Below are 12080 nucleotides of genomic sequence, written 5' to 3' on the forward strand. Positions count from 1 at the left end.
GGTTGAGACAATCATGAACACGCTCACTAAAAATGCTCGGAATGACATGGTCGAACACCTCAACAAGGTCTTGTCACTCGACGACCCAATGACCTTTCAAAAAGTGCTTTTGAATTACGTCCGAGGCCGCCACGAGCTGACGTTAGTTGCCGAACGAGCGGGGGTTCGACGCGAAACCATCTGGAGATACGAAACCGGGGAGACTGCCGCACCGTTTGAAACGCTCGTCAAGATCATCGCCGCGGTCGGCGCAAAGCTTATTATCGTGTCTGATGAAGCATCTTAATGCAGATACGGGTGTTAGAATCAGGACAGTGCCAAGTGTCTACAGACCATGCGCGCAGTCGTTTTTAAGATTTGTCCCGGCCGTTGTCTCAGGTCGCGTGACCACGGTCGCGGAGCTTTGCGCTCGCGAGAAGTGCAGCATTCGCCAAGTCAATGTGACCATCTCGCTTGCCTTCCCGCGCCCAATCTTGTGAAAGCAGCCGTAGAAGGGAAGGGTCGCCTGCCCCGCGGCATCGGCATCGAGCGGCTTCGCGATTCTGCCGACTGAATGGAGTCGACAGTTTGAGGCGCCCGGCCTCAATCTGGAATAAGTGCGGTACGGACCCAAAAACTAAGGTCCCGAATTACGGCAGCACAAAACATCCGAATTACGGGTGCAGTGCGGTCAAACTTCGCGCCCAAGCTTGGCCGTAGCAACTTTGCCGCGTAAGCGGGATATTGGCGATCGTCGAGAGGCGACCGTTGGTCGGAAACGTCCGCAAACTTCGCCAGCGTCGCCCGCAGAAACTCGATCTGGTTATCCTTTGGTTGGCCGGCAACGACGGTCGCGCAGAACGCGACCGTTATCGTCGGAAATCCAAGCCTGCATTGATGGCCGCCTGATCCACGATCATCAGGTTTGAATTTAAGAGCCGCCTTCAGGCGGCTTTTTCTTTTTGCCCAGACGCGGCGGAAAACATCAAAGCTAAGGCAGTCGAACCAGCAATGCTGCGGTTATCGGACATGCTTAACCGGGTCACCTTTTCTTACATACGTCAATAGAAGCGCAGAACGTGGTGTTGGGCAAACGCTCGGCCCTTAGCCCGGTGGCGGCTTAGATCGCCGTGGCCGCCATCACCGTGGCAGCGGACTCCGCGGCCACCCCCTTCTTAGGGTCGAGCGGAGCCAATCCCGGCGCGACAATCGCTGCCGCGCGAAATATGCTGCCTTTACTCTCTGGAAGCGGTACAGCTACCCCTTCCAGAGCTATATTTTAATGCACCAATTCAATTGGAGTCCAGGAATCGGGGATCCATCCTTAGGAGGTTGGGTAACGGTGTTTCTCTATTTCCTAGCAGTAGTGAGTACATCGAAGACTGCGAATATTGTGCGCCTAAAAGAGAGATTCGTTGACAGCGAAAAATACGCATGGCGCGCGATCTCGTTTCTGTTTGTCGCTCTCGGAATCAACAAACAGCTTGACCTTCAAACGGCACTGACCGAGTTCGGTCGCGTCGTCGCGGACCATCAAGGCTGGTACAACGAGCGTCGGATAGTCCAAGTTTGGTTCATTATGGGCGTGGCCGCAGCCTGTATTTTGATAATCTGCGTGTTGCTAACCTTCGCCAGGGAATCTCCCGCGCCAACATGGCTCGCTCTCGTTGGCACAACAACGATTCTGGCGTTCGTCTTGATCCGGGCGGCATCGTTTCACCATATCGACAGGTTTATCGGTGAGACAATACTGGGACTTCGTTGGAACTGGGTTTTGGAAATGGGCGGCATCAGCACCGTCATTGTCGCAAGCGAGTGGCGCCGAAGGAAATACAAGACTCTACCCTCTGACCGTGGCGCTCCCGCGCGAAAGATAGACGATTGACTGCGGTGGCTCTTGGGTGAGCCACACTTCTCACCGATCGAAATATGTTCTCACAGATAACCCGCCGGCGTGAGCCGGCGCCCCTCACCTCTCCTCGTCCGGATGGCGTGATCTCGCGTGTCTCGGTCAGCTTGACCATGTGCTGCACGGCCCGGCGCGACATTGTTCGCACGCAATACGGATTTGTTAACTGGCCTTAATAACCGCCGCGCAAGGAATTTACTCCATGGTTGCCAAAACCAACGGCGGCGCACATGGATGAAAATCGCAGGGCTAGTCGACGTCGCGTCCTCAAAAGCGCGACGATCGAATTCGATCGCGGCGCACACAGTTGCGCGGTCCGAAACTTGTCAGAGGCCGGCGCCGCCCTTGATGTTCCATTTGCACTAGCTATCCCCCACGAATTCACGCTGACCATGGTGACCGATCGGGTGAGCCGACATTGCCGGGTCATATGGCGGAAAGAGAATCGGCTCGGCGTCGCGTTCGCACAAGTAGACAATCAGCCAGAGCTTTAGCCAAACGGAGGCTATTGGCGCCTCGCAAGAAAAACCCGCCGGCGCGACACCCGCGTACGCCAAAACGGGCTCGCCTGCTCATCGCGTGTTCACTTTCAGCTTCTTACTGTGCGCGACATTCTAGAATGCAACAGGAAGAAACCCATGAAACTCAAATTTGCGCTTGTTGGACTTGCTGCACTCGCTAGTCTTGCTGCGGCAGGACCAGCGTCCGCGATGTCCGCGGCAACACCGGATGCTCTCGGCGGCTCCGATGGCGCCGTCATCCAAGTCAAGGGCGGCCACGGTCATGGTCACGGTCACGGTCACGGCCATATGGGCGGTCGTGGCCATCATTACGGTTGGGGCCGCGGCCACCACTATGGTTGGCGGCATCGCCATTGATAAGTGCTTTATGATAGCGGCCATCTTCAACGAAAAGCCCGCCGGCGTGACCGGCGGGCTCAGAATTTGATCGCCGGCTTAGGGGGATCGAACCTCAGAAGGTGGTCGAACTTATCAGGATGGAAGACGCGGCCATTGGCGTCAACGACGTGGACCTGCCATCCGGCCTTAAACAACTCGCGAGCCTTCGCGACCGTGAGCACAGGGCTGGTGAAGAGCGTCCGGGTGCTCTCGCCGTCTTTCGAAGCATGCACCACAAGCGCAGCCATTGGATTTCCTGCGGGGAATAGAAAAAGCCGCCATCGGTGTCCGGTCCGATGACGGCTTGATTCTCACACCAGTTCGCAAATTGAGGTTGAGCGAATTTAGTTAAAAAAGATGCAATGAAACCCGCCCGGCGTGAACCGGCGGGCTGTCTCGTTTACGCGCTCAGGTCCGTCCGTGGCCGAACGACGTAAGCACAGGTTTGATAGTTGCCGGCCTGTCGCCCTCGAAGAGCATCTGCCGCGATGCCTTAACGCGCCGCGCGAGGTCGAAGAGGCTGAAATCTAACAACCCATGGTCTGCACGCGGCATTTGAAAAACCCTCACGCCCTTCTCGACACCCTGCAGCCATTCAGCCGCTCGGATCGATACCTCGACCATCTGCTGGATTTCGTGCAGCAGCTAGGTCGATTGCGTCCCTGTGCTAGCCTGCGGACTTGGTCATGGCCGCGAATCCCGCGTTGGTCTCACTCGGATAGGAAGCTTCCACAATGATGAAATAGCTTTATCGGCTTAGCAGATCCTCAGATTGTCGCGAAGCCGGCGGAAATCATTCCTGCAGGCGTGGCGAGTTTCCAAAAATCGACGATTGATGGCGGCCCGAGCCTAATTAGCGTTGCACTTTGCGCAAGCGGACTCCGGGTCCTCCCCCATTCTCTGCGATGAAATCGACTCCGGCCTTTTCGAGGGCGGCTCGCACGTCTTCAAGCGTACGCGGATACGGTTCTCTCGCCCCGCGCTCAAAATCTGCAATAGTCTTCGTTGCGGTTTTGCTTGCCCCTGACAAATCCGATTGCGACCAGCCAAGAAGACCGCGAGCGCCGCGGCATTGCGCCGGGGTAATAGACATTTTTTATGTAACCCTACATTTTATAGGTTGACTTCCGTTTCGTGTAACATTACATGAATCGTGTAGCCAACGATATCAAATTCAGGAGCGATAATGACCAACCACACCAATTCGGTGAATGGCGGAGCTTTGCGTAGGATCAACAGCGCTGCCCTCTCCAAACATAACCGCCGCCACTTTATCTGCGGTTCCGACGCCCAGATCATCATGGGCAAGGACGAGAAGGCCCTGTTGCGGCTCTGGCGGGAAAAGCGCGGCGAGGATACCGCTCCCGATATGTCGGATTTCCCGATCGTCCAGCTCGGGCTTGTCACCGAAGACCTCAACCGCCGCTGGTACGAACTAAACTCCGGCCAGCGGATCTGTGACGTCCAACGCCACGTGATTCACCGGACGATCCCCTGGATGGCCGCTACGCTGGGTGGACTGGTCCGGGAAACCGGCGCCGTGTTCGAGGCCAAATTTATGCTGCCATGGTCGTTCTCGGACGAGGCGGCCGCGGAGAAGCACATGGCCCAGCTCCAGCACAACATGCTGGTCGCCGGCACCAAGAAATCCGTGCTCTCCATCATCGACGGTGGCGGCAAGTTGGTTGAACTGTCTGTTGAAGCCGACCCGATCTACCAGACCATCCTGATCGCAGCCGAAAAGGCCTTCTGGCGGGCGGTCAAAACCGGCGAAACCCCGGTTCTGTTTGACTGCGAACCTCCGAAGCCGAGGATCGAAGCGGTCCGGGTGGTCGACATGAACGCCTCCAACTCCTGGGCGGAATTCGCAGGATTGTTTTGCGAAACCAGACAGGCTCACACCGAACATGAGCGCGCCACGGATGAACAGACGTCCGCCCCGATCGATCCAACGCCGACCCAAACGCCTTCAGCATCAACGGACGCCGACAACCCGCTGCGGCCAAGGGGACGTCCCAGAAAGGTTAAAGCCGTGGCTGAGCAATCTGCTGCGCCTCCGGTCCCATCGAAGCCAACCATCGATAACAACCCGCCGCCGACGGATCTTCAAGCCGATGCCGCTCCCACCAAGATCGATAAAAGCCAGCTTACGTTCGGTGAAATTCGTCGGCTCCGCGATAAAGCCCATCTCAAATTCGTCGCATCCCAGCCGTGTCTAGTCTGTGGAAGAAGTCCCACTGATGCTCACCATCTCAGGTTTGCCCAGCCGCGGGCAATGGGACGCAAGGCGAGCGATGAGTTCACCGTACCTCTTTGCAGAACCCATCACCGCGATAACCACAGCTTCGGAGACGAGGTTGCCTGGTGGGAGCGAAGGGCTATCGATCCTCTCGTGACATCGCGAATGCTGTGGGTCTCAACCCGGGGCATCCCATAAGAACGACGCACGATTTAGAGCCGGCGGGCCAGTTCGAGACATCAACACTTACGATTGTCCACACGCAAATCGCAACGAAGACACCCAATCGTCACACCACCAAAAGAGGAAGTATAGGCAAATGGCTAAGAAAACGGAACGGCCGACCCAGCATCCGGACGACCTTATGGCCGTATCAATATGCCTCACGTTTCAAGCGAAGCGAAATCCAGAGGACGACGATCCGCCGCCGTTGCACGGTATCGCAATTGAAGAGACGTTTGCAGCAGCCGACGCGGCAGACTATCTGGAGAAAGTGATCGGTGCGATCCGCGAACGTCGTTTATACGGATTCATGTTGCAGGAACAGGCGGAATGCGCCGTCGGCGCTGGCCAGTGGATCAAAAAAACCATCGAGGAGGTAGTCGCCGAGGCAACGACTGAAAACGCCGCGGTGAGATTGCCGAATGTACAGAGAATCAAAGTGCGACATGATGATTAGTTGCCGACCAGCCCGTCGGGGACGGGATTGGCCGCCTCTCGAAGCGGCCCCCAACCATTACTCCCACTCATTGGTAGTGCCGTCAAACATCTATTAAATCAAAGGTAGCAAATGGTTGGACCAACCAAATTGCCGAATTCGTCATACACCTCCTCGATCGATGAAGCGCAGACCCTCGTTCGACGATGTGCAGAACCGCGTCCAGCCGCAGACAAGGTGAAGGCAGCTATCCGCCGCGCTTCACACCGGCTGAACATACCATTTTCTCGCGTGAGGGACCTTTGGTACGGCGACGCTAGGCGAATCGATGCGCACGAAATGGACAAGCTTCGGCAAGAAGCCGAGAAGGCGGAACTCGCCCAAGCCGTCGCGGCGATCGAGTTTCTTAAAAACAAAATTCTGGCATCACCTTCGTCAGCTTCGCAGCAAATGATCACGAGCCTAGACGCAGCTCTGCTTGCTTGTCACCGCGATGGTGCCGAAAACTCCCCGACGTCAGGCATACGATGAGGCCTGCTGTGACCGCCGAAATCAAGCCGAAGTCGACCAAAGAGAAGAAGCGCCGGCCAGCGCCGCCGGAGGAATTCGTCGAATACGCCGTCGAGATCACCGAATGGTTCTGGAATATTCGCCGTTACTCAGTTCCGGAAGGTATTGCGACCACGATCCTTACTGTGAGTCCCGGAACCCGCAGATCGCCGGCGAGCTGATGCGGCCGACCGGCCTAAAAACTGAAGCTGTCCAGATTTCGGTATCACTGACCTGCGCCTCGAGACGCGGCTCACGGACGACGCTCCGGTCAACGGCCGCCCCGGCTAAGAGCCGGCTACCTCTACGGGGCGTATCGGCAGCGATACCGGCGGCGCCCCGATATGTCGCTGGCGGCGTAGCGGCAGCAGAGATTGCGAGATCTAAAGGCCGAGTCCGCCTCGGGGTTTGATCGCTGTCAAGCTGGAGCTTTCTGAGCGAGCGCGGCTTTTGCCACTTTCGCGATCGCTGCTTGGGTACGGTTCATCGCCTAGATGAAAGCGAACCACTCGTCGGGGACGACCCGCAATCTGACCCAATGGGTGAAGATTCCAAATCACGCGGAATTAGTGGTGCCTTTTTTCCGTCGGTTAGCTTTTCTGAAGGGGCGTTTATTCTTACTTTTCGGAACCGAGTCGATCGAGGCGCAAACCCAACTGGAGAATGTACGTGGATCAAAAAAAGGAAATCGTCACCGTCGCTTTGCGTTCAAAGCCGCCGGTGTTGAGATCGGAGTCTGCCGATGAATACACATCGCTCCATAAGGAAGCTGATTGAAGAGATTGGACCTCAAGGTCCGATCGAAGCAGTGTACGTTGAGGAGATCACCGCTTTAATTTGGGATATCCAACGGCTGCGCAATTGCAAAGTCAGCGTCATCCACCAAATGTCGCGGCGGGCATTGGAAAGCCTTTTGACCGAGCTTCTGACGATCAACCAAAAAATCAAAGCCCAAGCGTTGGCAAAGAGATGGTTCGAGGATGCGGCTGCGAGGGAAGAGGTTTCTGAAATCCTCAAGCGATTTGATCTCGATGAATCCGCCATTGAGGCAGAGGCAATCAGGTTGGCGTCGGACCAACTGGAATGGTTGGATAAAGCCTTGGTCCTCGCAAGCTCGCGGCTCGATAAATCACTTCGCTTCATCAAAAGCTATCGCGTCGGTTTCGCAGATGATGTGCGTCGCCATTCCGATCGGTTGTTGATGGCGGATGTTACACCCCAGCGGTCGGTTGCTTGAAATGGCAAGCGAACGCCAAATTGCAGCGAATCGTCGCAACGCCAAGAAAAGTTCTGGCCCTCGCTCGGCCCCAGGTAAGAAACGTGCCAGCAACAACGCTTATCGTCATGGACTTTTTTCAAGGCGTGCCCGAGCAGCAGTGGCCGAGGAGATGGAAGCGTTTGCTCATAAAATTGCTGATAGAACCTCCGGCGCGATCGCGCTTGAACATGCGCGCATTGTGGCGGAGGCCGAGAATGAGCTCGCCCTAATTAGGGATGCGAAACGAGCGTTGATCGATCGTACAGATATTTTCGGCAACTTTAAAACGCCACGACTTTTTCCCACTGATCCGCGTAAAGACCCATGGCTGATGTCGGCAACAGTGCGAGGACGAGGGCCCCAGTTGCTCGAGGCGGAAGATTCCTTGTCGACAATGCAACAAGAGGAAGCCGAGAGGTCATTGGCCATCAAACGCGTATTGTCAGAATTGACAAATCTTTCTCTTTACGAGAAGCGGGCGGCCGCGCGGCGAGATCGCAGCATTCGCAGGTTGATGAAACTCAAACAGACGCTTGATTCGGGGGCGAAAAGCGAAGCGACATCTAAGGTTTGAATACCTATATGCTCTACCATAAGTTGTATTTCAGATTTTTTGCGAAACGAACCCAATTTTCAGTTGTGATATCAAGAAGCTCGAATGGCCAGCCGTTTTCGCAGCCGAAGGCAAACTTAGGAGATGAGCCAAAATAAAAATCAATCTCAATGGGATAACAAAGGCTCCAAGAGCGCTTGATGGTTATTCACTTTGAAGGTGGGATGATGGGGTCAACAAATGGGGTCAAAACCGGAAAGGTACCTTCCGGCAAATTAAAATTAGCAAAAACAAGATGGCTAGCTTGCAGGCGTTGATCCGGTGCTCCGCCGCATGACAAGACGCGGACTTTCGGCGATGGTGGCCCCCGCAACGCTATTCCCCCGCCTTGGTCTCTACCGGAGCCCCCCTGAATGCCCTTCCCGCCTGCCTCGCAAGCCCTCTCCCGCTTCACCGTGCTCGATCTCACCCGCCGCAAACATATCCAGGGCGTCGGCGATTTCTTCGCCGCTCCAGGGAAGGTCCAGCGTTTTCCTTGATTTTCGTTGCACTGATTGGACGCTGTAAAATCTGGTCCAGCCCGAATAAACGAGGAGGGTCTCCCACTTGGGCAAGCTTCCCCACGACTTTCCACGTACAAAAGCGGTACGCGATAGCGCGATAAGCCTTTGATTTTGCTGGCGCGCTCGGAGAGATTCGAACTCCCGACCCTCGGATTCGAAGTCCGATGCTCTATCCAGCTGAGCTACGAGCGCGTCTGTTTCTTCGGTCGAAACCTTTCGACGGGCCCCGATTACCAGAGTTGGCTGGCCGGAGCTACCCTGAGAACACGCTGCCGGATCGGATATTGGGGGTGCCGCGCCTGCTGCTCGGAATCTGACAATGCCAGGTCAGTTAGCCGAAGAGCACAAAAACGAATAAGCTCGCCCGATCGGGACGGGCGTTGCTCTGCGAGAATGTTTCGAGCACTGCGATAACTTTCGAACAGTATTGGCCGCGCACTGCTTTCCGGCTCTTTGACGGGTTCGTCAAACCTGAGGCCCTTGATCGAGAAGCCAATCGACGCTACTCGATCGCGCCTACCGGAGAGACGCAGTGGTCGCGGATTGCGGTAAAAGCTTGGGCCCAAGCCTGTTTGCACGGGGGCCGGTGTAGGTTCCGGTAATGCCAATTTCAGAAAAGAGAATACCCGAACTCGATGGCGTGCGCGGAATTGCGATATTGCTCGTGCTGCTCTGGCACTTCACGGGAATGTTGGTCGACCCCTCGCAAGGCGACGTTCAATATCTGGCGTGGCGCTATCTGATTTTCGGCCGAACCGGCGTCGATCTTTTTTTTGTGCTGTCGGGATTTCTGATCATCGGGATCCTGGTCGACAACCGCGACAGCCCAAACTATTTCACGACATTCTACGCGCGCCGCGCGCTGCGCATCCTGCCGCCCTATCTGATTCTGGTGGGCGTCTGCTGGCTGCTTTTCAAGGTTTTGAACGCCCGTGCGGAAGCATATTTCGGCCGCGAATTGCCCCTGTGGTCGCTGCTGACCTTCACCCAGAATTGGGTGATGGCCTCTACCAATAGCTACGGCGCGACGTTGAGCGGAGGGACCTGGTCGCTCGCGATCGAGGAACAATTTTATCTGTTTGCGCCGATGCTGATCCTGCTGTTGCCGCCGCGATGGCTGTTGAAGACGCTGGTTGCGATCGGCATCGTTTCGCTGATCGCGCGATCGGCGTATTTCTATCTTCATCCCGAACAGATGCTCTCACCCTATGTCGTTACGGTATTCCGCCTCGACGGATTGTGTGCCGGCGGCGTGATCGCGATCGCTTATCGCCATTCCGCGGTGTGGTCCGCGATCGTATTGCGGCGGAAAGCGTTGCTCGCCGCGCTGGCGATCCTCATGGCGATCGTTCCGTTTTATACTTGGTCTTTGCGCTCGGATTTTAGCCACCTTGCCGAGTATCACTTCGGTCACGCCTATCTCGCGCTGCTGTATGGTGTGATCCTGACCAGCGTCCTCGTGTGGTCCGGCAAACCGTCAACGGCCTGGCTGCGCAGCAAAAACCTCGCTGCGGTCGGCGCGATCTCCTACTCACTTTATCTCTTTCACCCGTCGTTTAAGGAATTGTTCTTTGTGCTGGCGCGTCGTGGCGAGCAACTGACCTCGCCGATCGATATCGTGTTGCTATCCGCGGCCATGGTTTCAACGTTTGTGTTTTGCGCGGTGCTTTACCGCTGCGTCGAACGGCCAGCCCAGAGGTTGGGCCATCGTTTCAGGTACGAGTGGCCAACGAGACTTCGCTGGGATACTGCCGCCCATGACAACCCGCTTTCACCGATCGTAATGGATCGACCTTCACGGCAATAGCGCGCGCGGTGGTGCGGCCATTGTCAGGGCGGTGTTCGGCCATGGGCGGTGCTTGCAAGACCACCGTCGATCCCTCGCCGGCGGATCGGTAACGCGAAAGCAAACGGAGGCTAAACGGTGCTAGGCGTCCGCCCGAAGGCAACGATTCCACAAACCCGCTCTCGCCCGTGTGATCAGCCCTGCCTAGATTTGGCCTTGTCGAGCGGTATCATGGTCGGATGATTCTACGGCAAAACTGGCTTGAGACGGCGCGCTGGGCGTTGATTGTCACCACCGCTTTGGCTGCGGCAGCAATTGTGGCAACGTCGCCGCTCCCCGCGGACGCACGCGGCGGTCACGGATTTGGCGGCCACGGAATGGGCCGGGCGTTTGGCGGCCACGGCATGCCCGGGGCGCACAGCGCGGGTGGTGGTCGCCGCCACGGTAATGACAGCTACATGAAGGCGGCATCGGATGATCGCGACAAGCTCTTGAACAGCCAGATCAAAAGTATCTGCCGCGGCTGCTGAGAAATAGCTGGAAATCCGCCGGCGCCATTGGCGGCTTATTCGGGTAAACCCGCTCACCACCACCCGCTGTTGCCAAAAAAGCCAAACCGCGGTTGCTGTGCGGCCAGCATGGTCGGCGGGTTCGGGCGGCTTCTTGCGATTCTGCGTTTGTGTTGCGGCTTCGATTCCGGCTTTTTGGTATCGGCTGGGTGTAACTTCGTCGGATCAGAGGGCGGCTGCAACTGCGCAAATGCCTCACGCACGCGCACTTTGGCCGAGACGTCGGCGACCGTTGCCGGGGCCGCGACACTGGCCACCGTGTTCGCAGCCGGCCCCGGCATGATCGTCGGCACGCTGGTATCGAAAACAACGCGCTCGGGCCACTTGCGGTCGGAGTGAATCCGGATCAGGGGTGGGTCAGCCGCAGCAACGGTGTTGTCCGCAACCGGCAACTTCGGCAGATACGCGTCCGAAATAAACAGCAGCGCCAGCAGCGCTGCGCCAACAAAGAAAAAATATCGCGCCAGTGGCATTTAAATATAGCTCCATCCACGCGAGCACACGCACCATTCCCTTAACTAGGGATGGTACGATTGGTTCCTAGTGCTGCCGTGGCGAGATAACAACGAAGTTACCGGTTCCTCCGCGAAGTATCCCGGACTAGAAATATCCCGGACTAGATGTGGCTGGCCGTGACCAGCGCGCATTTCGCCTTGTTGGCGTTGATGTTGACGAACCCAACATGGAGGCGCGCAAAGGTTTTGCGGCTCTTCATATTAACGGTGTCATGGATGACGCGCGTACGGTCGGTCAGATGGCTGCCGTCCCTGCGGGCAAAGGCACAGGAAATCTCGATGTCCTTGACCGCGTAATCGTTGCGGTTGCGGAGCGTGAAGGTGATCAGGGCCTTCGAGCCCAGCCCGCCCCGCCGCCAGGACTGCGATGTAATCTTGAGCCCACCGACCGGCGCCGGCTCCGCAGGCGTGATGGCCTCCGCCGGAGCAGCCGGCTGCGCGGGCGCGCTCTCATCCGCTGGCATCGCCAAGGTCGCCTGCGTCGTGGTGATCCTCGGATCGAACCGGGACGTCTGCTGAGCTGAAGTCAGGACCGGCGACCGGACGGGCACGGGCTGACTCCCGGCATCGCTCGGGCCGGAAAGTGTCATCCATGTCAAAAAC

At 57.0% G+C, this 12080-nt stretch carries 17 protein-coding genes, 1 tRNA gene and 1 pseudogene; 13 read left to right on the forward strand and 6 right to left on the reverse strand.

Annotated elements, in window-relative coordinates; all coding sequences use genetic code 11:
- The first annotated feature begins 13 nt into the window (after window positions 1-13).
- The 4 genes from B5527_RS23925 (at window position 14) to B5527_RS44420 (ending at window position 2836) form a co-directional block, all read left to right on the forward strand.
- The gene (locus B5527_RS23925) at window positions 14-286 is read left to right on the forward strand and encodes a helix-turn-helix domain-containing protein (RefSeq protein WP_079603738.1); all 273 of its coding nucleotides are present in this window, start codon (window positions 14-16) and stop codon (window positions 284-286) included.
- 1035 nt (window positions 287-1321) lie between these two features.
- Window positions 1322-1864, forward strand: coding sequence for a hypothetical protein (locus B5527_RS23930; protein WP_245332235.1), 543 nt, complete (start codon window positions 1322-1324; stop codon window positions 1862-1864).
- Window positions 1865-2118: 254 nt separating this feature from the next.
- Window positions 2119-2382 (forward strand): PilZ domain-containing protein, encoded by a 264-nt coding sequence (locus tag B5527_RS23935; protein WP_079603740.1) that lies wholly within the window; start codon window positions 2119-2121, stop codon window positions 2380-2382.
- 289 nt (window positions 2383-2671) lie between these two features.
- Complete coding sequence (locus B5527_RS44420) at window positions 2672-2836, forward strand: hypothetical protein (RefSeq protein WP_154072484.1); 165 nt, start codon at window positions 2672-2674, stop codon at window positions 2834-2836.
- Here B5527_RS44420 and B5527_RS23945 read toward each other — a convergent pair.
- From B5527_RS23945 to B5527_RS47400, 3 genes and pseudogenes are all read right to left on the reverse strand, one after another.
- Entirely contained in the window at window positions 2826-3035 is a 210-nt protein-coding gene (locus tag B5527_RS23945; RefSeq protein WP_079603742.1) for a hypothetical protein, read from the reverse strand. The genes B5527_RS44420 and B5527_RS23945 overlap by 11 nt on opposite strands.
- A 160-nt stretch (window positions 3036-3195) precedes the next feature.
- On the reverse strand, window positions 3196-3411 hold the full coding sequence (locus B5527_RS23950; protein ID WP_079603743.1) for a hypothetical protein: 216 nt from the start codon (window positions 3409-3411) through the stop codon (window positions 3196-3198).
- A gap of 241 nt (window positions 3412-3652) precedes the next feature.
- Window positions 3653-3880 (reverse strand): annotated as a pseudogene (locus B5527_RS47400) (helix-turn-helix domain-containing protein); the annotation flags it as partial.
- 93 nt (window positions 3881-3973) lie between these two features.
- On the opposite strand from B5527_RS47400, the gene B5527_RS47405 reads away from it, so the two are divergent.
- From B5527_RS47405 to B5527_RS47165, 7 genes are all read left to right on the forward strand, one after another.
- The gene (locus tag B5527_RS47405) at window positions 3974-5224 is read left to right on the forward strand and encodes a YqaJ viral recombinase family protein (RefSeq protein WP_079603745.1); all 1251 of its coding nucleotides are present in this window, start codon (window positions 3974-3976) and stop codon (window positions 5222-5224) included.
- A gap of 121 nt (window positions 5225-5345) precedes the next feature.
- Window positions 5346-5705 (forward strand): hypothetical protein, encoded by a 360-nt coding sequence (locus B5527_RS23965; protein ID WP_079603746.1) that lies wholly within the window; start codon window positions 5346-5348, stop codon window positions 5703-5705.
- Window positions 5706-6023: 318 nt separating this feature from the next.
- Window positions 6024-6215 carry a hypothetical protein gene (locus B5527_RS23970; RefSeq protein ID WP_154072485.1) on the forward strand — a complete coding sequence of 64 codons (192 nt, stop codon included), beginning with the start codon at window positions 6024-6026 and terminating at the stop codon, window positions 6213-6215.
- An 8-nt stretch (window positions 6216-6223) separates the two neighbouring features.
- The gene (locus B5527_RS23975) at window positions 6224-6415 is read left to right on the forward strand and encodes a hypothetical protein (RefSeq protein WP_154072486.1); all 192 of its coding nucleotides are present in this window, start codon (window positions 6224-6226) and stop codon (window positions 6413-6415) included.
- A gap of 560 nt (window positions 6416-6975) precedes the next feature.
- Window positions 6976-7470 (forward strand): hypothetical protein, encoded by a 495-nt coding sequence (locus B5527_RS23980; RefSeq protein WP_079603749.1) that lies wholly within the window; start codon window positions 6976-6978, stop codon window positions 7468-7470.
- A gap of 1 nt (window position 7471) precedes the next feature.
- On the forward strand, window positions 7472-8065 hold the full coding sequence (locus tag B5527_RS23985) for a hypothetical protein (RefSeq protein ID WP_154072487.1): 594 nt from the start codon (window positions 7472-7474) through the stop codon (window positions 8063-8065).
- Between the two features lie 392 nt (window positions 8066-8457).
- On the forward strand, window positions 8458-8583 hold the full coding sequence (locus B5527_RS47165; protein ID WP_276329276.1) for a hypothetical protein: 126 nt from the start codon (window positions 8458-8460) through the stop codon (window positions 8581-8583).
- 139 nt (window positions 8584-8722) lie between these two features.
- On the opposite strand, the gene B5527_RS23990 is transcribed toward B5527_RS47165, so the two are convergent.
- A tRNA-Arg gene (locus B5527_RS23990) sits at window positions 8723-8799 on the reverse strand.
- A 409-nt stretch (window positions 8800-9208) separates the two neighbouring features.
- Between B5527_RS23990 and B5527_RS23995 the strand changes: the two genes are divergently transcribed.
- On the forward strand, window positions 9209-10414 hold the full coding sequence (locus tag B5527_RS23995; protein ID WP_079603751.1) for an acyltransferase family protein: 1206 nt from the start codon (window positions 9209-9211) through the stop codon (window positions 10412-10414).
- A gap of 260 nt (window positions 10415-10674) precedes the next feature.
- A complete protein-coding gene (locus B5527_RS24000) occupies window positions 10675-10923 on the forward strand; it encodes a hypothetical protein (protein ID WP_154072488.1) in 249 nt (82 codons plus the stop codon).
- Window positions 10924-10976: 53 nt separating this feature from the next.
- On the opposite strand, the gene B5527_RS24005 is transcribed toward B5527_RS24000, so the two are convergent.
- Together B5527_RS24005 and B5527_RS46555 are read right to left on the reverse strand one after the other, a co-directional pair.
- Complete coding sequence (locus B5527_RS24005; protein ID WP_079603753.1) at window positions 10977-11435, reverse strand: hypothetical protein; 459 nt, start codon at window positions 11433-11435, stop codon at window positions 10977-10979.
- Between the two features lie 143 nt (window positions 11436-11578).
- On the reverse strand, window positions 11579-12028 hold the full coding sequence (locus B5527_RS46555) for a hypothetical protein (RefSeq protein WP_425305019.1): 450 nt from the start codon (window positions 12026-12028) through the stop codon (window positions 11579-11581).
- Window positions 12029-12080 lie beyond the last annotated feature (52 nt).

This window comes from Bradyrhizobium erythrophlei (genome assembly GCF_900129425.1).
In the GTDB taxonomy this organism is placed as follows: Bacteria; Pseudomonadota; Alphaproteobacteria; order Rhizobiales; family Xanthobacteraceae; genus Bradyrhizobium; species Bradyrhizobium erythrophlei_C.

Coding starts and splice junctions, on each gene's coding strand:
- B5527_RS23925 (WP_079603738.1), top strand. CDS start 14: ATGAACACGCTCACTAAAAATGCTCGGAATGACATGGTCGAACACCTC.
- B5527_RS23935 (WP_079603740.1), top strand. CDS start 2,119: ATGGATGAAAATCGCAGGGCTAGTCGACGTCGCGTCCTCAAAAGCGCG.
- B5527_RS44420 (WP_154072484.1), top strand. CDS start 2,672: ATGGTCACGGTCACGGTCACGGCCATATGGGCGGTCGTGGCCATCATT.
- B5527_RS23945 (WP_079603742.1), bottom strand. CDS start 3,035: ATGGCTGCGCTTGTGGTGCATGCTTCGAAAGACGGCGAGAGCACCCGG.
- B5527_RS23950 (WP_079603743.1), bottom strand. CDS start 3,411: ATGGTCGAGGTATCGATCCGAGCGGCTGAATGGCTGCAGGGTGTCGAG.
- B5527_RS47405 (WP_079603745.1), top strand. CDS start 3,974: ATGACCAACCACACCAATTCGGTGAATGGCGGAGCTTTGCGTAGGATC.
- B5527_RS23965 (WP_079603746.1), top strand. CDS start 5,346: ATGGCTAAGAAAACGGAACGGCCGACCCAGCATCCGGACGACCTTATG.
- B5527_RS23970 (WP_154072485.1), top strand. CDS start 6,024: ATGGACAAGCTTCGGCAAGAAGCCGAGAAGGCGGAACTCGCCCAAGCC.
- B5527_RS23980 (WP_079603749.1), top strand. CDS start 6,976: ATGAATACACATCGCTCCATAAGGAAGCTGATTGAAGAGATTGGACCT.
- B5527_RS23985 (WP_154072487.1), top strand. CDS start 7,472: ATGGCAAGCGAACGCCAAATTGCAGCGAATCGTCGCAACGCCAAGAAA.
- B5527_RS47165 (WP_276329276.1), top strand. CDS start 8,458: ATGCCCTTCCCGCCTGCCTCGCAAGCCCTCTCCCGCTTCACCGTGCTC.
- B5527_RS23995 (WP_079603751.1), top strand. CDS start 9,209: ATGCCAATTTCAGAAAAGAGAATACCCGAACTCGATGGCGTGCGCGGA.
- B5527_RS24005 (WP_079603753.1), bottom strand. CDS start 11,435: ATGCCACTGGCGCGATATTTTTTCTTTGTTGGCGCAGCGCTGCTGGCG.